Here is a 20,936-nt window from a genome sequence, read left to right on the forward strand (position 1 = left end):
ACTGGTGCTCAAGGCTCTACTGGTGCTCAAGGCTCTACTGGTGCTCAAGGCTCTACTGGTGCTCAAGGCTCTAAGGGTGCCCAAGGCTCTACTGGTGCTCAAGGCTCTACTGGTGCCCAAGGCTCTACTGGTGCCCAAGGCTCTAAGGGTGCTACAGGTTGTACCGGTGCGACTGGTGCGCAAGGAGCAACTGGTGGTACAGGTGCTCAAGGTGCTCAAGGCGCTCAAGGCGCTCAAGGTTCAACTGGTGGTACAGGTGGAACCGGTGGCGGCGGCTGTTGGGGTTGGATGGGATGCTAGTTACTAGCTATCAGTTAATCTGATCTAAAGAAGCCCCGCAGTGAAAATTGCGGGGTTTCTTTTTGGGTTGCGTTTATCTTGAAAACTGGCAATCCATTAGCAGCTCAGGCTAACTAACAAGAAAAATAAGTTATTACTGGTCGCGAAGGTGCTATTTATGCAACAGGACTTATCTGTCGTGCTCCTTCGGCATTTAAAGCCGATTTTAACCATGCTGCGCCAAACCATTTTATCTTGTCCAGATCATGTATTTTCTGGTGATAAGTTATTAGTGCGTGAGCAACTCTATCACTCCTTAGTAGGCATGGATATTTGGTTTAGCCATGAACCTAATCATTATCCACTTCAGCAAATTCTAGATATAGAAGCTGCAAAGATGAATAAAGCTGCACCAGAATCTATTTCAAGACGGTTTTTATTATCTTACTTAGGAAAGGTGGAGTATAAACTTGAGAAAATGCCGATGAGTACAGATAAGTTGTTGGAGAAGCGTGAGTTAGATGGAGAGGAAATTACTTATTTAGATCAATATCTTATACAGATTCGCCATGTTCAGCATCATCTTGGTGAAATCGACGAGATCATGCGTAATAATCAATTGCCTCTGCTCAAATGGCAGGGGTATGGTGATAGTATGCAATAAAGAATGCTATATTAAGACGATCGTTTTAATAATCAAGATAACTGCCATAGGCTATTAATATAGATTTTGATATTCTTTTTATGAAGTTTTAATTTTCAAAATAACTGACTAATTGTTTGATTATAAAAAAGAAGAGACAGTAGTTATGCGCTTTAGTATTTTTACACCTACTCACAAACCAACTTTTCTAGATGAAGCTTTCGAAAGTTTATTAGCTCAAACTTTTAAGGATTGGGAATGGGTGATTGTGCCTAATGGGACAGCCGTCATTCCTGACCATATTGCTAGTCACCCACAAGTGCGGGTTGTACGTGCACCTGATGAGGTGGCTGTTAAAGGTGTTGGTGCTTTAAAACGGTTTGCTTGTGGTAATTGCCATGGTGAATACTTCGTTGAGCTTGATCATGATGATCTACTCACACCCGATGCTCTGCAAGTGATTGATGCCCGCGCGCATGCAACCAATGCAGGTTTTCTTTATTCAGATTTTACCAATTTCCGCGCTGACCATTCCTGCCAAGTTTTCTATGCGAGCCATGGTTGGGAAAGCTATCCGTTCAATTGGAAAGACAAGCGCTACACAGCAATGCGTGCGTTTGAAACAGATGCTAGTACTTTGCATCAAATCTTCTATGCACCTAACCATGTGCGTGTCTGGTCACGTGAAGCTTATGAAAAAGCGGGTGGACATGATCCTGAACTACATGTAGTTGATGACCATGATTTAATTTGCCGCACTTATTTGATAGGTGCTCATTTTGAGTATATTCCTAAGTGCTTGTATTTATATCGCTTATTAGAAAATGAAGATAATACTTATTTACGCTTTAATGCTGATATCCAACGTATGCAGCAGGAAGTGTCTAATAAGTATGTTTATCGCATGATTGCTGAATGGTGTCGGCGCACTAATCTGCAATTGCTAGATTTAGGGGGAGCACACAATTCACCTCCTGGTTTTACTAGCGTAGATTTGGTCGATGCGGATGTGAATTGTGATATTCGTAAAGGTTTGCCGTTCCCAGATAATTCTATTGGCTGTATTCGTGCTTATGACTTTTTAGAGCATATTCCACATTGCCCTGACTCAAGTTGTGATCATGGTGCTTCTGGTGGTCCTTTGTGTACTGTGGGCTTAATGAATGAGATCTATCGCGTATTAGTACCAGGGGGGTGGTTCGTCTCACGTACACCTTCGACGGATGGGCGTGGTGCCTTCCAAGATCCAACGCATATTTCATTCTGGAATCAGAATTCATTCTGGTATTACACCAATCGTGAACAAGCTACTTATGTACGAGGGATTACTTGCCGTTTCCAAGATACACGGTTGTGGCAAGGCTTTCCTACTGATTGGCACAAAGAAAATAATATTCTGTATGTCTATGCAGATTTAGTGGCTTTAAAAGGTCAACGTCAACCTGGCTTAGTTAAAATTTAACTAGGCAACAAGGCAAAATAAAAGGCACGAAATTCGTGCCTTTTTTATTTAGCTTCTTTATTTTCTTAAAGTTAATTAGGCTACATCAAAGAAGAACATATGGAACAGGCGGCTGTTTTTCATGTTGTCGCCAAAATATGCCGAAGCAGCATGTACACGTTTAGCATCGAAAATGACTAAGCGATTGTAAACATTGCCAACCGTATCGACTAAATCCCAACGAGTCTTGTCATAGAAATTACCTGCAAACATTTCCTCAAACAGTTCATCCGCAGATTTAGCATGTTTTTTGCAGTCAGCTGGCTTCGGATAAGCCATCAAGCCATTGAATTTACTTTTATAAAAACTAGTCCCACATTCAGGTGGTGCATCAGGAGTCAGAAAAACTACGGCAGCATAGCTTTGGTTATCGGTGTGGTACACCAAAGGTTCTTCAGCGGTGCAATATTGGAAAACGCCATTATAAATATGATCTTCCCACACGCTGATTTTTTTACCTAGGAGCTTCTCGAAGGATGCTTTAGTGCCTTCAAAAATAGTCTTGACCTCAGTCCGTGAGCCTTTGTGGTATTTGACATTAGGATTAAAGTCCAAACCCATTGCATATTCGCGTACTGCATCGGGGTCGCTGTAGAAATTGTCAACTACCACGACTGCAGGTGGATGCTGATTAATGCTAATCGATGGGTGTGTAGGTTTGGCAGGCTGTGGAATCTGGTTAGCGATGGCTGCTTGGCTATTTTGCTTAATCTCCACAAACACCTTGTATGCGGACTCGCCTTGGAATTTGACACTAAAGGTAATGGTATTAAAGGCTTCATCTGGCGTCAGAATAAACTTAAAACCGGTTTGGGTGCTTTCAGGTAATTTGTAGAAATTGTTTACATCATGGCGTACATCGAGATTGAACAGTTCACTACTGTAGTTTTCGGAAGTGTCCACTCGAATTGACTCGATCGTTCGACCTGTACTGAAAACCCAACCTGCTAAAAAGTAAGTACGGTCATAGGTATCTAAATGATCAAGATGAAATTTAATATCTTCTAATAATGTTTCATGCATAGTGCTCAACCTGTCATTTTTGTAAGTAGAATAATAAGTTTTTAAATTATTATCCTTGCTATAAACAAGGGTAAAGCAGTCAACGATAAGCTGCTTGAGCTGACTGATAGTTAGTTACCAGTGATGAATTAGTTGGTTTTATTTTCTGAGTTAATCAGGCGAGGGGTGGGGTCAGGTTTTTTAGCAAGGCGTGCAACTTGGTTGGAGCGCTCCTGTTTAAGACGCAACAGATAGCCTCCTAAGGTACCACCCGCTGTCCCTAGCAGTAAAATGCCAATAGTCACAAATTGAGTTAAGAGTAAAAAACCACCTAGGCTTGCCGCTCCAGCTACTGCTAAACCCACTTTAAAGTTGGCTTGGGCTGTCGTGCGTTTAATCTCTTGTTGCACTTGTTTTTGTGCTTCTTTCGTTACTTGATGCTTAGCACGCTCTGCATTGACTTTAATTTTTTCGCGCTCACGCGCATGGTTTTCTTGCAGGCGCATAATTTCATCTTTGCGTTGTTGATTTGATAATGCGCTAAACCATAAAGCCATTAAACTAGCTATAATGGCTAAAGGAGTGGCGACGCGTAGCCAACCCCAGCCAGACAGTTGCTCTGGTGCAAGCAGCATCAAGCTTACGGTCATTATTTCAAGTAACAACAAGCCGGGAAGAAACTTTAGCATGGGGATAGACTCATTCTGATCAGCATCGAGATAGGGTATCATTCACGCTTAGCTTGGCAAAGTTAAGTCCTTATCAAGCCTCTTAAACCCTTTTTATAACCACAGCAAGCATCAAATATGACTCAATTTGTCCACCTGCGTTTACATACTGAATACTCATTGGTTGATAGCACGATTCGCATCAAACCTTTGATGAAAGCAGTTGAAAAGTCCGGCATGGCTGCGGTGGCAATCACAGATCAGAATAATTTCTTTGGTTTAGTGAAGTTTTATAAAACTGCGATGGGAGCAGGGATTAAACCGATCTTCGGGGTAGACTTGCTGCTGGCGAATGATCAATCTGAGCAACTGTTTCATATTATTCTGCTTTGCCAAAATAATACAGGGTATCGGAATTTAACCCGTTTAATTTCTAAGGCTTGGCAACAAGGTCAAGTCTTGGGTGTACCACGTGTACAGCGTGCTTGGGTGAAGGAGTTTAGCGAAGGTGTGATTATGTTGTCGGGTGGGCGCGATGGCGATGTGGGGCAGGCCTTGTTGATGGGAAATAAGGACTTAGCCGAAAAGCGCTTGCAAGAATGGCAAGCAGCTTTCCCTAACCGCTACTATTTAGAGTTACAGCGCACCGGTCGCGAAGGTGAAGAGGATTATATTCACGCCGCTATTGACTTGGCTGTTAAATATCAAGTGCCTGTAGTGGCTACCAATGATGTACGCTTTGTAGCCAGTAGTGACTTTGATGCTCATGAAGCGCGGGTTTGTATCAATAGCGGTCATGTGTTGGCTGACCCCAAACGTCCTAAACCTTATAGCCAGCAACAATATCTACGCTCCCCTACAGAAATGCAGGCGCTATTTGCTGATATTCCATCTGCAATTGAAAATACGGTGGAGATTGCCAAGCGCTGCAATGTGTCCCTGACTTTAGGGAAAAATTATCTCCCACAGTTCCCCATTCCGGCAGGGATGACTACTGAAGCGTATTTTTGCAAAGTTGGTGAAGAGGGCTTAGAAGAGCGTTTAGATTTTCTGTTTGGAGAGCAGTTTCCGCGTGGTACGCCAGCGTTTGCGGAAAAGCGCAAGCCTTATGATGAGCGTCTGAGGATTGAATTAGATGTTATCAACAAAATGGGTTTTCCTGGCTACTTTCTGATTGTTGCCGATTTCATTCAATGGGCGAAAGATAATGATATTCCCGTAGGCCCCGGGCGGGGTTCGGGAGCAGGTTCTTTAGTCGCTTATGCTTTAAAGATTACTGATCTTGACCCGTTGGCTTATGACTTATTATTCGAGCGCTTTTTAAATCCAGAACGGGTATCGATGCCAGACTTTGATATCGACTTCTGTATGGATAATCGCGATAAGGTGATCGATTATGTGGCGCAGGCTTATGGGCGTAATCAAGTCTCACAAATTGTGACCTTCGGTTCGATGGCCGCAAAAGCGGTGGTGCGTGATGTGGGGCGGGTGCTTGGTCACCCTTATGGCTTCGTGGATCGAGTGGCTAAATTAATTCCTTTCGTGTTAGGAATTAGTTTAGAGGATGCGCTTGGGCGTTCAGCTAAATCCAAGGATGATGCAGAGCGAGTTTCTCCCGAACTCATTGAACTGTACGAAAAAGATGAAGAAGTGAAAGCGCTGATGGATATGGCGCTGTCGCTTGAAGGTTTAACCCGTAATACGGGGAAGCATGCAGGTGGTGTGCTGATTTCGCCCTCTGACCTAACTGATTTTACGCCGATTCTCTGTGATGAGACCGGTAAGGGCGTTGTGTCGCAATATGATAAAGATGATGTTGAAGCAGTTGGTTTAGTTAAGTTTGATTTTTTAGGCTTACGTAATCTCACCATTATTCAGTGGGCGCTGGAGACTATTAATCGCCAACGCACAGTGAAAAACTTACCTTTAGTCGATATTAATCGTATCCCGCTCGATGATCAGGCTTCTTTTGATTTATTAAAAGCACAGAAAACTACTGCAGTATTCCAGTTGGAATCGCGCGGCATGAAAGACTTGATTCGCCGTCTGCAGCCAGATGTGTTTGAGGATGTAATTGCGCTGGTCGCGCTGTTCCGTCCGGGGCCTTTGCAATCAGGGATGGTGGATGACTTTATCAATCGGAAAAAAGGTATTGCCAAAGTTGAATACCCACATCCGAGCTTAGAGCAAATTCTCAAGCCGACCTATGGGGTTATCGTCTACCAAGAGCAGGTTATGCAGATTGCGCAGGTGCTAGCGAATTATACGCTGGGCGGTGCGGATATGTTGCGACGTGCGATGGGTAAGAAAAAGCCTGAGGAAATGGCTAAGCAGCGTTCCATTTTTATGGAGGGTGCGCGGGGTAATCAAATTGATGAAAACCAAGCTGGTTTTATCTTCGATTTGATGGAAAAGTTTGCCGAGTATGGTTTCAATAAATCCCATTCTGCCGCTTATGCCTTAGTTGCTTTCCAAACCGCTTGGCTGAAAGCACATTATCCAGCGGCTTTTATGGCTGCGGTTTTATCCGCAGATATGGATAACACCGATAAGGTCGTTATGTTGTTGGATGACTGTCGGCAGTTAGGCGTAAAAATTCTGCCCCCTGATTTGAATGCTTCCGAATATCATTTCACCGTCGATGAAAAGAACCATATTATTTATGGCTTAGGTGCAGTGAAAGGAGCGGGTGAGTCGGCAATTTCAGTGATTATGGAGGAGCGGACAGCCAAAGGAGCTTATAAGTCACTGCTTGATTTTTGCCAAAGAATTTACTCGCATAAGGTGACACGGCGTGTACTTGAAACTTTAATCAAGGCTGGGGTTTTAGATTCTTTACCGGGTTCACGGCGTGCCAAAATCGAGTTTCTCCCTGAAGCTCTGAAGCGAGCTGAGCAATATCATCGTGATCAAGGCGTAGGGCAAGTTGACTTGTTTGGCGGTGCAATGGTCAGCCATAAAGCTGAAACGGCGATGCAAGAGTTACCCGAGTGGCCTGAAAAAGAGCGTTTGCGCTTAGAAAAGGAAACCTTAGGTTTATATCTGACCGGTCATCCATTGGATGAGTACGAGCAAGAGCTGAAAGCGGTTAGCAAAATGAGCCTACGCGATATTATGGAATACGATGGTAGTGGCTCACAACGTTATGCCAAAGAGTCCGTTTTGTTCGGTGCGTTAATTGCGAATATTCGGATACAAACTTCGGATCGGGGTAAGCGTTATTTCGTTAAACTTGAGGATCGTACTGTTTCGGAGTACGAAATTTTATTATTCGCCGATACGTTTACTCAATTTGGTCATCTTTTAGAAAAAGAAGCGATTGTCGCCATAGAAGGTACCGTTAGTGTGGATCAACGTACGGGTTCATCCCGCTTAAGAATAGAATCCATTTATGATATGCAAACTTTACGCGAAAGTTTTCTACGACGTTTGAAATTACGCGTTGATGCTCAGCACGTGGTAGCAGGGTTTATGAATGAATTACAAACTTGGTTGGTTGAAGCGCCTGAACCACGCTACACAGTTTTATTGGATTACTGTAACCAACGTGCACGAGCGGAGTTGCGACTAGATGATAAGTTTTATATCCCATTGCATGACAATAACTTACGGAGTTTACGCCAGAAGCTAGGGCAAGATGCAGTACAATTAATCTTTTAATGTTAGGTCACTATGTCTGCACTTAAGTACATTCCTAATCTGATCACCATCACGCGAATTCTGTCGGTAGTACCCGTTGCTTGGTTATTATGGATAGGTTCGTATCAGGCTGCTTTGGTATTATTGGTATTAGCAGGCTTAAGTGATGGCTTAGATGGCTACTTAGCTCGGCGTTATCAATGGTTTACTCCTTTGGGTGCTTTGCTTGACCCACTCGCAGATAAGCTTTTTATCGTCACCATTATGCTAGTGTTTGGCTTTAAAGGTTTTTTACCTTGGTGGATAGTGTGGCTCATTTTTGGGCGGGATGTGCTGATTATTGTGGGGGCGATGGTGTATCGCTGGGTAACAGGCGCTTTAGAAATGAAACCTTTATTTATTAGCAAGGTGAACACAGCTTTACAGCTAATTTTGTTAGCTGCCACTTTATTGCATGTTGGCTTCTATACTTTGCCACAACGCGTGATGGATAATTTAGAGTTATTAGTAGCTGCAAGCACTATCGTGAGTGGAGCTGCTTATGTCTTTTTCTGGAGCTATTATGCCTTTGCGAATAAAGAGCGTGTCTAACTGATGGATTCAAAAATTTGGTTTTGGCTAGTTGTTCTAACCATTGCTACGACTTTGTTCTATTTGCTTTCACCGATGTTGACACCTTTCTTTGTGGCGGCTTTATTAGCTTACTTGGGGGATCCATTAGTAGATCGCTTAGAAAATATGAAGCTCTCACGTACCCTATCGGTTACTGTGGTTTTTGTAGTGATCTCATTGATTATCTTGATTTTTTTTCTATTTTTAGTACCTTTGCTTGAGATGCAAATTAAACATCTAGGTGAGAAATTACCAGGCTATTTAGATTGGTCATTGAGTATGTTTGGTACCTATTTACAAGCACAGTTAGGGGTTGATCCGGCTATTTTGCAGGGTGAAAAACTCAAAGAACTGGTTGCATCCAACTGGCAGCAAACCGGTGGATTGATCAAAAATGTGCTACAAACGCTTTCTAAATCAGGCTTCATGGTGGTAGGCTGGCTTGGGACTTTGGCCTTAATCCCAGTGCTTTTGTTTTATTTACTGCGCGATTGGGATAATCTCGTTGCTTACATTCATGATTTGTTGCCGCGTTCTGTAGAGCCTACTGTGTCTCGATTAGCGAAAGAGTCAGATGAGATGTTGGGTGCTTTCTTACGTGGTCAGTTCATGGTGATGATTGCACTGAGCATTTTATACTGGTTGGGGCTGAGCTTGATCGGTCTAGATTTTGCGCTCTTAATTGGGTTTATTGCAGGTTTAGTGAGCTTTGTTCCGTATTTGGGGCTGATTGTAGGGATTACCATTGCTGGGATTGCCATACTGTTTCAAACTCAAGATCCTTTAAATTTGCTCTGGATTTTAGGTGTGTTTGTAGTTGTTCAAGTCATTGAAGGCTCGGTACTGACACCTTGGTTAGTCGGGGAACGGATCGGCTTGCATCCAGTAGCAGTCATTTTTGCAGTATTAGCAGGCGGGCAATTATTTGGCTTTGTTGGTGTTTTATTGGCTTTGCCAGTAGCTGCTATTTTAGTGGTAATTATGCGGCATCTACACGAAACTTATAAGCAAAGTAATGTTTACACTGATGCATCACCGCCATGAACCAACTTACTTTAAAGATTGCTCTACTAGATGGCTTTGATTTCGATTCTTTTTATCCTATGCAGCAGAATCGAGATGCGTTGGCACTCTTGCACTCGGCATTTTGGCAGTCTTTTCAGCAAGTTTTTTTATATGGCGAGGCAGGTAGTGGCAAGTCCCATTTACTGCAAGCTTGTTGCTATAAAGCTCAAGAGGCTAGTAATTCAGCTTCCTATTTTTCACTGAAACAACTCGCTCCTTATGGGGTACGTGTTTTAGAAGGTCTAGATCGTTGTACTTTGTTAGCAATTGATGATTTAGATTATGTCATTGGAAATTTAGAGTGGGAAACAGCAGTTTTTCATTTAATTAATCGCTGTCGACAAAATGGACAACCTTTATTGTTTGCAGCTCATACCAACCCCCACCAAATAAACTGCTTATTACCTGACTTAGGTTCGCGTTTAATTTGGGGGCCAGCTTATAAAATTTATAACCTGGACGAAATAAGCGCTTTAGAAGCATTTAAATGGCGAGCCTATAAGCGTGGCTTGCAAATACCTGAACACCTTATTAAATATATCAATAAAAATTTCCCTAAAGATATTCAGTCTTTAATGCGGGTTTTAGACCAGCTTGATAAAGCCAGTCTACATAAAGGACGGAAGATTACTCGTAACTTAATTCAAGAAATCTTCCCTGATAATACGTTAACTGATTCAGTCCAATAAGAAATCTTCATCAAAAACATCTTTTAAACGTCTTTGTAAGGCTTGTTTTTCTAAATAGTCTTCAATATTGCGTCTAACTACATGGGGTTTGGTTTTTTTGTTATTTTCTGTAATTAGTTGAGTTGAGACTTCTTCAAGTTCATAGTCATTTTCCTGATCGCGCATGCTCAGCACTCCTTGGTCTTTTTTTTATATTATGTGTTGAGTATAGCTTGGCTAGATGAATTTTTGCTGAGTAAAATATTTATCCAGCATTAACGCCTAGGTAACTGATCAGTTATTTTAACAAATTGCTCGGGATTCTTATAACCTTGTACGCGTATCTTTCTGATTTCATTGCCGTTTAAATCAAAAAACAAGATAGCAGGAGGTCCAGGGACAGTAAATTTTGCAGCTAAAGCACGATCTAATTCATCCTGTGCGGATACATCAGCTCTGAGTATTTGTACACCTTGCAAGCTCTTCATGACATTAGAATCGACGAAAGTGACTTTTTCCAAGGTTTCGCAATCAGGACACCAAGTTGCTGTAAAGTCGAGCATAGTGGCTTGTTGATTCTGTTTAGCTAGTGCTAATTTAGCTTCTAAATCAGCAACGCTTTTTATGGTTTGAAAGTTTAAGTGATTAGCTTGTACAGTATTAGCAGAAACGGTTAAAACACCCTTTAAAGGCTGAAATAGATTGGTACTACCAACAGCAACACCTAATAGCTGTATTGCTCCATAAAATACCATAATTAGACCAATACTTTTCCAAAAACGTTTCCAACCTGTCGACTCTTCAGAGATTTTATCTAATGCACCCATGTAAATCCCTGAAGAAACTAGCAAGGTTCCAGTCAGAGCCATTGTCACTTCAATCGGTACAATGCGTTTAAGCATGGAAATAGCCAAACCGAGCATAAGCATGCCAAAGATTGCTTTGGTAGTATCCATCCAAGTACCAGCACGTGGTAGCAAATGCCCCGCTGATGTACCTACAATGAGTAAAGGGATTCCCATAGCAAAGCCCATGGTAAATAGAGCAATACCCCCTAAAAATGCATCTTTGGTTTGAGCAATATAGGTTAGTGCGCCCGCTAAAGGTGGTGCCACACACGGTCCAACAATTAGGGTAGAGATAAAGCCCATGATGGCTGCACCCAATAAACTACCGCCTTGTTGCTTATTGCTGAATTCATTCAAACGTGATTGCAAGCTAGTTGGCATTTGCAGATCAAAGAAGCCAAACATTGAAAAGGCCAAAATCACAAATAAGGTGGCGAAGGTGCCAATAGCTACCGGATGTTGAAGTGTAGTTTGTAAATTAGCCCCAAATAAGCCAAAGAAAATACCAATGAGTGCATAAGCGATGGAGCTAGCGGTCACATAAGCTAGAGACAAAAAGAAAGCTTTACGTGCTGATAAATCGGATTGACCTGCAATCACTCCCGATAAAATCGGGAACATAGGAAACACGCAAGGTGTGAAGGCTAAGAGTAAGCCACCCCCAAAGAAAATAAGAATAGTGCCTAATAAACTTGCCCCTGCTAAGGCTGAAGTATAGGCATCATCTTGAATAGCGGAGGTATTTTTAGTGTCTGGCAGGCTTTCTAGTTTGGGAGGAGCCGCACTTAAATCAATATCAACTAAAGTTTTAACTGGCGGATAACAGATTCCAGTACTGTCAGAACAACCTTGATATTCAGTAATGACCGTAAGCTTTTTAGGTAGGGTAATGGTAGTACCTGTCTGACGAATAGGAATACTAACATCGAGCGACTTAGTATAGACCTCTAGGCTACCATAGTAATCATCTTTGACGAGTTCGCCCGCTGGGAAGAGAGGTGGGTCTAAATGAAAGTCTTCATTAGCTTGTATGGAAAAGCTAATTCGACTGCGGTACAACTGATGATCAGGCTGAATATCCCAATGGGCTACTAGCGTTTTCTGGTCAACAGCAACTAAGTTGTATTTAAAGGCCTGATCAAGTGGTAAAGGCTCAACAGCAGGATCGGCATTCGCTGCCAGTGGTTTGATTAGTTTCGGTTTTGCATCGTCAAGCTTGTTAGTAGTCGTATCGACTGAAGTAGTTTCAACAGGATTCTTATTTGGGCTAGGAGTAGCTGGTGTATTTCCTAAGGAGGCTAGTTGTAGTTTAAAAGTTTTCTTTTGTGGTGGGTAGCAGAGTCCAGCATCAGCACAACCTTGGTACTTAGCTTCAATCTCTAGTTCGAGCGCTTGTTGGGTGCTAGGGCTGCGTGTAACGGGTATATCAAGTGTAAAACTTTGATGATAAACCTCCATCTGCCCAAAATTCGCATCGGTCTTGAAATCGCCTGTTGGGAAACTAAGCTTATCTAAAGAGGGGAGTTGAATCTCTGGATGCTTAGAACTCAGGTCAATTTTTTTGCGGTAGAGATAGTAGCCATCCGCAATTTTCCAATTAACACGTACTTGTTCTTTGTCAAGTGGTTCAACAGAGACTTGGAAGGCTTGGTCAACCGGCAATGGCTCTGGGAAGGCTGCTGCATTCAAACTGATTATGAATAGCCAGCAGATTAGAATCAGGTTTTTCATGCCAAGGAAGCTCTTTTGTATCCTATCAAAAGCGACAACATTAAAGTGTAGGAGCTTAGCCCTTGATGAGCATCGGCTAAGCTGTTAAAGATCCCTTGTCTACAGTTCAACCTAGGCTAATCTCCATTTAGATCTGGGAAGCTGCTTATAGTAGATTAAATATTTACTAACCGCAAAGCTCTTCATAGGAAGTACAAAGGCTTGTTGAGGCGTAAGTAGTAGGAATTACTTGCAAGAGAGGGTTGACACACAATAACTGCTGATAAAAGCCTGACGAGCAGACTTTTATCGCTGACTGCTTTAGTCTGATTCAGCAGATTAAATCAGCAAATCATCTAAAGTTTTACCAGCGCTTAGGGCTTGCTCGACCCAGACTGGGCGACGACCACGGCCTGTCCAAGTGTTCTCTGCATTTTCTGGGTTACGATATTTCGGTTGAACTGGTTTGCGTACCGATTTAGCTTCTAATATTTCCTGTAGGCTAAACCCTGAGTTATCAACTAACTCATCTAACTTTCTACGCACATCTAATAATTCACTTTGCTTGCGATTACTGATGGCATGCTCAATGTTATATTTTAACTTGTCTAATTCAGCAACACTTAAAGAATCTAAATTTATGTTTGCCATGTTATTACTGTCTCTCTACAGTTGTTCAGAAACCGTTAAAATATACTTTTCCATTAAATAATGTCAACTGTAACGGGATTGAAATTTATTAGGTTTTTCAAAGATTGCTTTTAGTAAATAGCTTGCCTTTAGAAAAGCCAAAAATAGATAATGTAAGTTTTAAAATTGCTTTTTTTAAGGTCATTAAGCAGGTTGATGGGGATGCGATGGGCGGTGTAGCATCCTTGAGCATATCCATGTATAGTCATAAGTGTAATTAATATAAAAATAATTTAATAATGACTGCGGGGGCGCAATGCGTTTCTTCAAAACCTTCTTCTCATTGACACTACTAGTGGTTGGTCTAGGGGTAGGCGCTTGGCAGTCTATTCAGGGTAGTACGAGTACCTCTCCGGTTATTCTGTGGCTGTTATTGGGGCTCTTAGCAACACAAACAGTTGTATTATTTTTTCGTGGTGATTTTAACTGGAGTAAAACTTTAACTAACTCTAATCCTAACAGTGTGAATGCTTATGCCGATGGCTATCTAACCACAGATGAAAACAGTCCAACTGAATGGATCCTTGAAGAGCTGGCTGGAGGTGTTATCACCGTAAGTGGTGATGGTGCCATCATCTATTTGAATAAAAGTGCTGAAGTGCTAATCGGTTATACTCACGAAGAAGTTGTTGGTAAAAACATCTATGATATTGTGCATATTGAAGATGCCCAAAGTAAAGCGATAGTGCCACGTGTCATGGAGGTACATAAGGCTCACCCCCAACACTTATTGCAATTTGGGCAAGTAAAATTAACTCCTAAAGTGGGGGAAGCACGCTATGTTGAGTTGCATACAACACACCTACATGACCCTGCAAACACTCTCGTTTTTATCTTTCGTGATGTAACTGCTGATCGTAAAGTTATAAATAGACTTTATCAGCAAGCTTCACATGATGCGCTAACCGGTTTAATGAATCGGCGTAGTTTTGAGGAGTATTTAGAACAGGTTGCGCATGATGAATCGGGCATTCTTAAGACGCATGTTCTAGTAAGTATTGATCTAGATAACTTCAAAATTGTAAACGACACTTGTGGCCATCAAGCAGGTGATGAGCTACTGAAGCAAGTTGCACATATTTTCCAGCGCTTTGTACGACAGACTGACAAAGTAGCAAGGATGGGGGGGGATGAGTTCGCGATTTTTCTAGAAAATTGCGCTCTAGAAAAAGCGCGTGCAATTATGGATTCTATTTTAATAGAACTACGTAATTTTCGTTTTAGTTGGGAAGGTAAAATCTTCACTGTCACTGGAAGTATTGGCTTAGTCGAGTTCATTCCTGCCCCTGAGCTCACCTTAAAGACTCTCTTTGCGGATGCAGACAAAGCTTGTTATACCGCTAAAGCCTTAGGACGTAATCAAACGTTTGCACATCTAAATTCAGAGGAAGTTTATCAGTCAGAGCAAAGGCATACTGATTGGAGTAAAGTCTTAGAAAAAGCACTAGAAAATGATCGTTTCATTCTGTTTGTCCAACCGATCATGCCTCTGCAGGGGACTATGCAGTTTCCTTATCATCAATATGAAGTGCTTTTACGCCTACCATTCAGAAAGCATCTGCTAAGTCCCGGTAGCTTTCTGCCAGCTGCTGATCGTCTCGATATGATGACGAGAATTGACCGATGGATTATTCGCCAAGTTTTGGAGATGATCACTACGAATAACTTGCGTAGCAAAGAAGGGATAGAGCCAAGGCTGATGATTAATCTGTCCTCACAGGCGGTACAAGATCCTGACTTATTTGCCTTCATTCACGCTGAAATCAATAAGCACAATGTTAATCCTTCCTTACTCTGTTTTGAGATTGCCGAGTCAGTGGCGATTGCTAATTTTGTACAGACTAAGCGTTTGATGAAATCACTTCATACTCTAGGTTGTCATTTGGTTTTGGATGATTTTGGAAGTGGCTTTTCCTCCTTGAATTATGTACGTGACCTACCACTAAGCTATCTAAAAATTGATGGTAACTTTGTACATAATTTAGTCTCTAACCCGGTGGATGCCGCCATGATTAAAGCAGTGCATGAGGTCGGACAGGTGATGAATTTGCACACAATTGCTGAGTTGGTTGAAGACGCAGAAACTTTAGAGCGTTTGCGCGGGATTGGTGTTGATTTTGCTCAGGGTGAAGCCGTTTCCTTTTAAACATTTATGTACCCCTGCCAATGAATTGCCACAGTCAGTCAGCAAAATGGCCTAAGTCCTTATATTCATCATTTTTGCTTGAAAACTAGCGTAAAACCTCAATACTAAGTGCTATCTTGCTACAAAAGGACTTTGGTTTTGCGTACTTTACCCATTTTAGCGCTGTTATTTTTTGCCGTACCCTTGATTGAAATCTATTTGCTTATCCAAGTAGGGCATGTGATTGGCGCTTTACCCACCATCTTATTAGTCATTGCTACCTCTGTGTTGGGTGCTTATTTATTAAAGCAACAAGGTCTGGCGGCATTGGCTCGATTTCAAAATAATTTGCGTCAAGGACAGCTTCCTGCTGACGAATTGAAAGAGGGTATTTTCATCGTTTTGGGCGGTATTTTGCTGATGACGCCCGGTTTCTTTACCGATTTTCTGGGGTTATTCTGCCTGTTGCCACCTACCCGCAAGCTGTTAATGAAGCTGTTTGCCAAGCGCCTGCAACGACAGTCGGGAGTGGTCTACAACGATGTTTATATTCATAGTAATAGCCGTGTTAATGAGCCGAATGCCCCGCGACCTACACCTACTGCATTAGAGGGTGAGTACATCCGTAAGGATGAGCCTTAAATTTTTTTCATTTTCTCACCCTTGACTTTGCTCAAGCCGTCCTTATTATTAGCACTCGTTAACACTGAGTGCTAACAGGTTGAAAATTCCCTGCTAGCCCCCAAATAAATCCTGATTCAATAAATCCGAGGAGTATCCACAATGAGTATTCGTCCTTTGCATGATCGCGTTGTTGTGCGTCGCATGGAAGAAGAGCGTAAAACCGCCAGCGGTATCATCATCCCTGATAATGCAACTGAGAAACCAGATCGTGGCGAAGTTTTAGCAGTTGGCCCAGGTAAAGCAAGTGATAACGGTGAGCGTATCGCTCCACAAGTTAAAGTTGGCGACAAAGTACTGTTCGGTAAATATGCTGGTACTGCAGTGAAAGTCGATGGTCAAGAAGTATTGATCATGCGTGAAGAAGATATTTTGGCAGTTATTGCTTAATTCACCCAGCTAACTGATTTAAAGAGGATTAAAAAGAATGAGTGCTAAAGACGTACGTTTTGGTGATGATGCGCGTTCACGGATGGTGAAAGGCGTTAATGTATTAGCGAATGCAGTTAAAGTAACTTTAGGCCCTAAAGGCCGTAACGTGGTTTTAGAAAAATCTTTCGGTGCGCCAACTGTGACGAAAGACGGTGTATCAGTTGCGAAAGAAATCGAACTTGAAGACAAATTCGAGAACATGGGCGCGCAATTAGTGAAAGAAGTTGCCTCTAAAACTTCTGATGCAGCAGGTGACGGTACCACAACTGCAACCGTATTAGCGCAAGCTATCGTGCGTGAAGGCATGAAGTCAGTGACTGCGGGCATGAATCCAATGGATCTGAAACGCGGTATTGACAAAGCAGTGACTGCTGCAGTTGAAAAATTACACGCTATGTCTAAGCCTTGCGAAGATAATAATGCAATCGCTCAAGTAGGCACAATCTCTGCTAACTCTGATGAATCTATCGGTACTATCATTGCGAATGCGATGGATAAGGTCGGTAAAGAAGGCGTTATCACGGTTGAAGAAGGTAACTCTTTAGAGAATGAATTAGCTGTGGTTGAAGGGATGCAATTTGATCGTGGCTACCTGTCTCCTTACTTCGTCAACAATCAACAAAGCATGACGGCTGAGTTGGATAGCCCTTACATTCTGTTGCACGACAAAAAAATCTCTAATATCCGCGAATTGTTGCCCGCTTTAGAAGGCGCTGCAAAATCAGGCAAGCCTTTATTGATCATTGCTGAAGATATCGAAGGCGAAGCCTTAGCCACTTTAGTAGTGAACAATATGCGCGGTATCGTGAAAGTCGCGGCAGTTAAAGCTCCAGGCTTTGGTGATCGTCGTAAAGCGATGTTACAAGATTTAGCGATTCTGACTGGCGCTACGGTCATTTCTGAAGAAGTGGGCATGAGCTTAGACAATGTGACTTTAGAAGACTTAGGTCAAGCAAAGCGCGTTGTAATCACTAAAGAAGACACCACTGTAATCGACGGTGTTGGTTCTGCTGATGACATCAAAGCTCGTGTTGAGCAAATTCGTGCGCAAATGGAAGTCACTACTTCTGATTACGACCGTGAAAAGCTCCAAGAGCGTATGGCTAAATTGGCTGGCGGTGTAGCGGTAATTAAAGTTGGTGCTGCGACTGAAGTCGAAATGAAAGAGAAAAAAGCTCGCGTAGAAGATGCTCTGCATGCAACGCGCGCTGCGGTTGAAGAAGGTGTGGTTCCTGGCGGTGGTGTTGCACTGGTACGTGCTTTACAAGCCATTGGTAGCTTAAAAGGCGAAAACCACGAGCAAGACGTTGGTATCCAAATTGCGATGCGCGCTATGGAAGAGCCTTTACGTCAAATCTGCGCAAACGCAGGTGATGAGCCTTCAGTTATTCTGAATGCAGTGAAAGCGAGCGAAGGTAACCAAGGCTATAACGCACGTACTTCTGAGTACGGCGACATGATCGCAATGGGTATCTTAGATCCGACTAAAGTAACGCGTACAGCGCTGCAAAATGCAGCTTCTGTAGCAGGCTTAATCATCACTACTGAAGCGATGGTGGCTGAGTTACCAAAGAAAGATGCAGCTCCAGCAATGCCAGATATGGGCGGCATGGGCGGCATGATGTAAGTTAAGACTGACTAAGTCTTGATAAGAAAAAGGCTCCAACTGGAGCCTTTTTTCTTTAGTAAGCTAACTTATTTACGTTCACTATCAGGAATCTCTTCTGCAGTTGGTGTTGCTAAACCACGTACATTTAAAACGCCTTGATTATTAATCGTACCAGCAGCCACAGGAGTCGCTTGTGGTTCAGGGAGTACGACTTCTACGGGCAGTTCTTCCGGTTGAGTCGCAACTGTGGGTGCTGGTTCTACGGCAGGCTGAGTAATTTCTTGGGGAAGCGGTTGCTCGAGAATTTCTACCTGAGCTGGGCCACCTTGGATTTCTTCTGAGGAGGCTTGTACAGGTGCAGGCTGTGGGCGTCTAGGTCTAGTCATGGTTTGTACAGTAGCAGACTCGGGATTTTGTAATTCACCGACTACGGGCTGTTGACTTGCTGATTCGTTAGTGGATGGAATAGCTTGATTTAATACCGTTAAGTCATCATTCGGGGTTACATAACGTTCACCTTCAGCAGGGGGGGGCACAATACTAGCAGATTGATCGACTGCCTCTTGTTCGGTCACCGCTAAGTTAGGTGCTTGACTATTAACAGTTTGTGCCTGTCTTGCCTCGACAGCTTGCCGATAATCTCGTTCTAAAGAAGCTTGAGTTTTGGTGAGTCCAGTCAGATTATACTTACGAATTAAACGACTCGTTTCATCCAAATAATCGCCTGCTTTGCTGAGTTTATTGCGCTCCAGACTAGTTTTGATTTGGGCTTGGCGTGCTTGCACCACATTTTCTAAAAGTGCCTGCCCTTCAGTGTTGTTAGGTAGGATAAACATAAGCTTATTCAGATACGCAAGGGCATTACTCTCACCAGCTTCTTTGCCTAGATTGCCGCGTTGGATAGCCGTTTTTGCTTGTTGTAATAAATCACCCGCCTCACGTTGCTCACGCTCGCGAATTTCTAAGATGCTTTCTAAACGGACTTGCTCTTCAATCCGATCCGTTAAAGTAAATTCACGAATTAAATCATCGGTTTGGGTTAATGAGGCTTTGGCTGCTTCGGGTTTATTGAGATTGATATGGCTTTCAGTTTGCTGCTGTTGTTGTGCAATGATTTTATTCAGCAAGGCGCGTGCATTAGGCTCTTGTCGAGCAACTGCCCATACTTGACGTAGAGTGGCTAAAGCCCCATCAGACCCATTAGTATTGCCCGCATTAAACGCTTCAGTCGCTTTTAAAATCAATTGTGTCAATTGAGCTTGCTGCTCAGGATTGGCCTGAGTGGTTACTTCTGAACTAGCAACTTGACTGCTTGTGGTTGAAGGTTCGGTTGCAATAACTTCTGTAGTAGTCGTGCTGGGTATGGTTTGAGTAGAAGTCGTTTCAGTAGGTAAAGTTGCTGTTGTTGGTGGAGCTATTGTGTTTGTAGTAGTGGTAGCAGTTGTAGTCGCTTCAGTAGTTGCTAGCGGTGTGGGTGCTGCTACCGTAGTCGTACCGGCAGGATTAATAGGCTCTGCAGGAGTTGCTGGCACAGTTGGTGTATTTGTAGAAGCAGCTGTTTCAACAGGTTTAACAGCCGACTCATTGACTAGGCTTACTGCTTCAGTGGTGGGTGGGTTAGTTGTATCAGTTTTGCCAACAATGGCTTCCGTACTGGAAGTGGTGGTTGCTGGTTTAGCAGGTGTCTGGGTTTGAGTAATTTGTGTAGGTTTATTCAGTAAATCATCAAATTTTGAGACTAAATGATAACTGGCATAAACCACCACACCTAAGGCTGCTAAAGCTGCCAGTGGCAATAAGACTTTACGATAGTTTTTTCGCCCTAAGGCTTTTAATAAGGCTTCTGGATTTTCTGGGCGTTGGTTACGCTGTAGTGAGAGTGCCTGAGTTAAAACTTGTTGAGCTTCAGCTTTGAGTTTTGGATTAGCAGTTAATGGCGTCCCACGTGCTAAGGCTGTTAGAGTGCTTTGTTGACCATAAGGGGGCTGTAGACCTAAGAGCATCTGATACAAGCTGGCCATCGAAAAGCTATCATCTTCAGTGACGGGTATATCGCCAACCGCGACTGAAGGGCTTAGCCACGGTGAATGTAATGCCAAAGGTGAGCGCACGCCCGTTTGCTGCAAAAGAAGTGAATGCATCACTTTAACTAGAGGGGCATTCAGCAATACATAGCCATGATCAGTACGTAAAGTGCTACCCGGTTCAAAATAACCAAAAGCCCCTGCTTGCACATTACTTAAAGCATGACTAATAGCTTCAGTTAGATTAAAAGCTTGATCAGGGGTCAAACCGCGCTTATCAATTTCATTAAAATATTCGCTCAGTAGGCTGCCCTGAGTGTTAGCGCAGCTAAACCAGTAGTTATCACCTTCACTCCCCCAATCGAGAATAGTTGGATAAGAAGCTGCAGGCGGGGCAGGGCGTGACATAACCGCAGACCAAGCTTTAGCAAAGCCTGGCAGTGTGCTAATGGCAGGAGCCGCTAAGACCAATAAGACGAAATGATCTTGCTCACCTTGAGTGGGGGTATATAAGTCATCAGCCCAATATACATCGGCTAAAGCGGTGGAGGACATTTTACGACGCACACTAAAGCGGTTATCAATTAAAGGTGTGTCCGCTTTTGGCGCTGTTGCTTTTACTGAGGTCGACATGGTTTCAACTGCCCATCAAGTCGCGATAGATTAAGAATAGCAGGCAAGTATAGAGCATTCCGCTGGTACATAGCATCTAAGCTGGATTAAATGCAGTACTATCAGGA

At 42.9% G+C, this 20,936-nt stretch carries 16 protein-coding genes and 1 pseudogene; 11 read left to right on the forward strand and 6 right to left on the reverse strand.

What is annotated here, in order from left to right:
* The 3 genes and pseudogenes from Q0230_RS06485 to Q0230_RS06495 form a co-directional block, all read left to right on the forward strand.
* A pseudogene (locus tag Q0230_RS06485) lies at positions 1–300 on the forward strand (spore surface glycoprotein BclB); the annotation flags it as partial.
* 157 nt (positions 301–457) lie between these two features.
* Positions 458–943 carry a hypothetical protein gene (locus tag Q0230_RS06490; protein WP_298609037.1) on the forward strand — a complete coding sequence of 162 codons (486 nt, stop codon included), beginning with the start codon at positions 458–460 and terminating at the stop codon, positions 941–943.
* A 145-nt stretch (positions 944–1,088) separates the two neighbouring features.
* Positions 1,089–2,384 (forward strand): glycosyltransferase, encoded by a 1,296-nt coding sequence (locus Q0230_RS06495; protein ID WP_298609038.1) that lies wholly within the window; start codon positions 1,089–1,091, stop codon positions 2,382–2,384.
* Positions 2,385–2,459: 75 nt separating this feature from the next.
* Here Q0230_RS06495 and Q0230_RS06500 read toward each other — a convergent pair whose 3' ends face one another.
* Positions 2,460–3,446 (reverse strand): DUF6445 family protein, encoded by a 987-nt coding sequence (locus tag Q0230_RS06500; protein ID WP_298609039.1) that lies wholly within the window; start codon positions 3,444–3,446, stop codon positions 2,460–2,462.
* A 128-nt stretch (positions 3,447–3,574) separates the two neighbouring features.
* Positions 3,575–4,114: a hypothetical protein gene (locus Q0230_RS06505; protein ID WP_298609040.1), complete on the reverse strand. Its 540-nt coding sequence runs from the start codon at positions 4,112–4,114 to the stop codon at positions 3,575–3,577.
* A gap of 117 nt (positions 4,115–4,231) precedes the next feature.
* Between Q0230_RS06505 and dnaE the strand changes: the two genes are divergently transcribed.
* The 4 genes from dnaE to hda are packed head-to-tail and all read left to right on the forward strand — an operon-like array spanning position 4,232 to position 10,098.
* Positions 4,232–7,753 (forward strand): DNA polymerase III subunit alpha, encoded by a 3,522-nt coding sequence (dnaE, locus tag Q0230_RS06510; RefSeq protein WP_298609041.1) that lies wholly within the window; start codon positions 4,232–4,234, stop codon positions 7,751–7,753.
* A gap of 12 nt (positions 7,754–7,765) precedes the next feature.
* A complete protein-coding gene (locus Q0230_RS06515) occupies positions 7,766–8,323 on the forward strand; it encodes a CDP-alcohol phosphatidyltransferase family protein (protein WP_298609042.1) in 558 nt (185 codons plus the stop codon).
* A gap of 3 nt (positions 8,324–8,326) precedes the next feature.
* Positions 8,327–9,388 carry an AI-2E family transporter gene (locus Q0230_RS06520; protein WP_298609043.1) on the forward strand — a complete coding sequence of 354 codons (1,062 nt, stop codon included), beginning with the start codon at positions 8,327–8,329 and terminating at the stop codon, positions 9,386–9,388.
* Positions 9,385–10,098, forward strand: coding sequence for a DnaA regulatory inactivator Hda (gene hda, locus Q0230_RS06525; RefSeq protein WP_298609044.1), 714 nt, complete (start codon positions 9,385–9,387; stop codon positions 10,096–10,098). The genes Q0230_RS06520 and hda overlap by 4 nt, the downstream gene beginning before the upstream one ends.
* Here the strand turns inward: hda and Q0230_RS06530 are convergent.
* From Q0230_RS06530 to Q0230_RS06540, 3 genes are all read right to left on the reverse strand, one after another.
* On the reverse strand, positions 10,087–10,263 hold the full coding sequence (locus tag Q0230_RS06530) for a PA3496 family putative envelope integrity protein (RefSeq protein ID WP_298609045.1): 177 nt from the start codon (positions 10,261–10,263) through the stop codon (positions 10,087–10,089). The genes hda and Q0230_RS06530 overlap by 12 nt on opposite strands.
* A gap of 89 nt (positions 10,264–10,352) precedes the next feature.
* Complete coding sequence (gene dsbD / locus Q0230_RS06535; protein ID WP_298609046.1) at positions 10,353–12,656, reverse strand: protein-disulfide reductase DsbD; 2,304 nt, start codon at positions 12,654–12,656, stop codon at positions 10,353–10,355.
* Between the two features lie 318 nt (positions 12,657–12,974).
* A complete protein-coding gene (locus Q0230_RS06540) occupies positions 12,975–13,286 on the reverse strand; it encodes an H-NS histone family protein (RefSeq protein ID WP_298609047.1) in 312 nt (103 codons plus the stop codon).
* Positions 13,287–13,581: 295 nt separating this feature from the next.
* Here Q0230_RS06540 and Q0230_RS06545 point away from each other — a divergent pair, with 295 nt between their 5' ends.
* The 4 genes from Q0230_RS06545 to groL all read left to right on the forward strand — a co-directional run bounded on the left by Q0230_RS06545 (position 13,582) and on the right by groL (position 18,190).
* On the forward strand, positions 13,582–15,471 hold the full coding sequence (locus tag Q0230_RS06545) for an EAL domain-containing protein (RefSeq protein ID WP_298609048.1): 1,890 nt from the start codon (positions 13,582–13,584) through the stop codon (positions 15,469–15,471).
* Positions 15,472–15,609: 138 nt separating this feature from the next.
* Positions 15,610–16,092: an FxsA family protein gene (locus tag Q0230_RS06550; RefSeq protein WP_298609049.1), complete on the forward strand. Its 483-nt coding sequence runs from the start codon at positions 15,610–15,612 to the stop codon at positions 16,090–16,092.
* Positions 16,093–16,233: 141 nt separating this feature from the next.
* Positions 16,234–16,521, forward strand: a complete 288-nt coding sequence (groES, locus tag Q0230_RS06555; protein ID WP_298609050.1) for a co-chaperone GroES — start codon at positions 16,234–16,236, stop codon at positions 16,519–16,521.
* Between the two features lie 37 nt (positions 16,522–16,558).
* Positions 16,559–18,190 carry a chaperonin GroEL gene (gene groL, locus Q0230_RS06560; protein ID WP_298609051.1) on the forward strand — a complete coding sequence of 544 codons (1,632 nt, stop codon included), beginning with the start codon at positions 16,559–16,561 and terminating at the stop codon, positions 18,188–18,190.
* Positions 18,191–18,258: 68 nt separating this feature from the next.
* Here groL and Q0230_RS06565 read toward each other — a convergent pair whose 3' ends face one another.
* Positions 18,259–20,829, reverse strand: coding sequence for a hypothetical protein (locus tag Q0230_RS06565; protein WP_298609052.1), 2,571 nt, complete (start codon positions 20,827–20,829; stop codon positions 18,259–18,261).
* Between the last annotated feature and the right edge of the window lie 107 nt (positions 20,830–20,936).

Source organism: uncultured Thiothrix sp., from assembly GCF_937876535.1.
Taxonomy (GTDB): Bacteria; Pseudomonadota; Gammaproteobacteria; order Thiotrichales; family Thiotrichaceae; genus Thiolinea.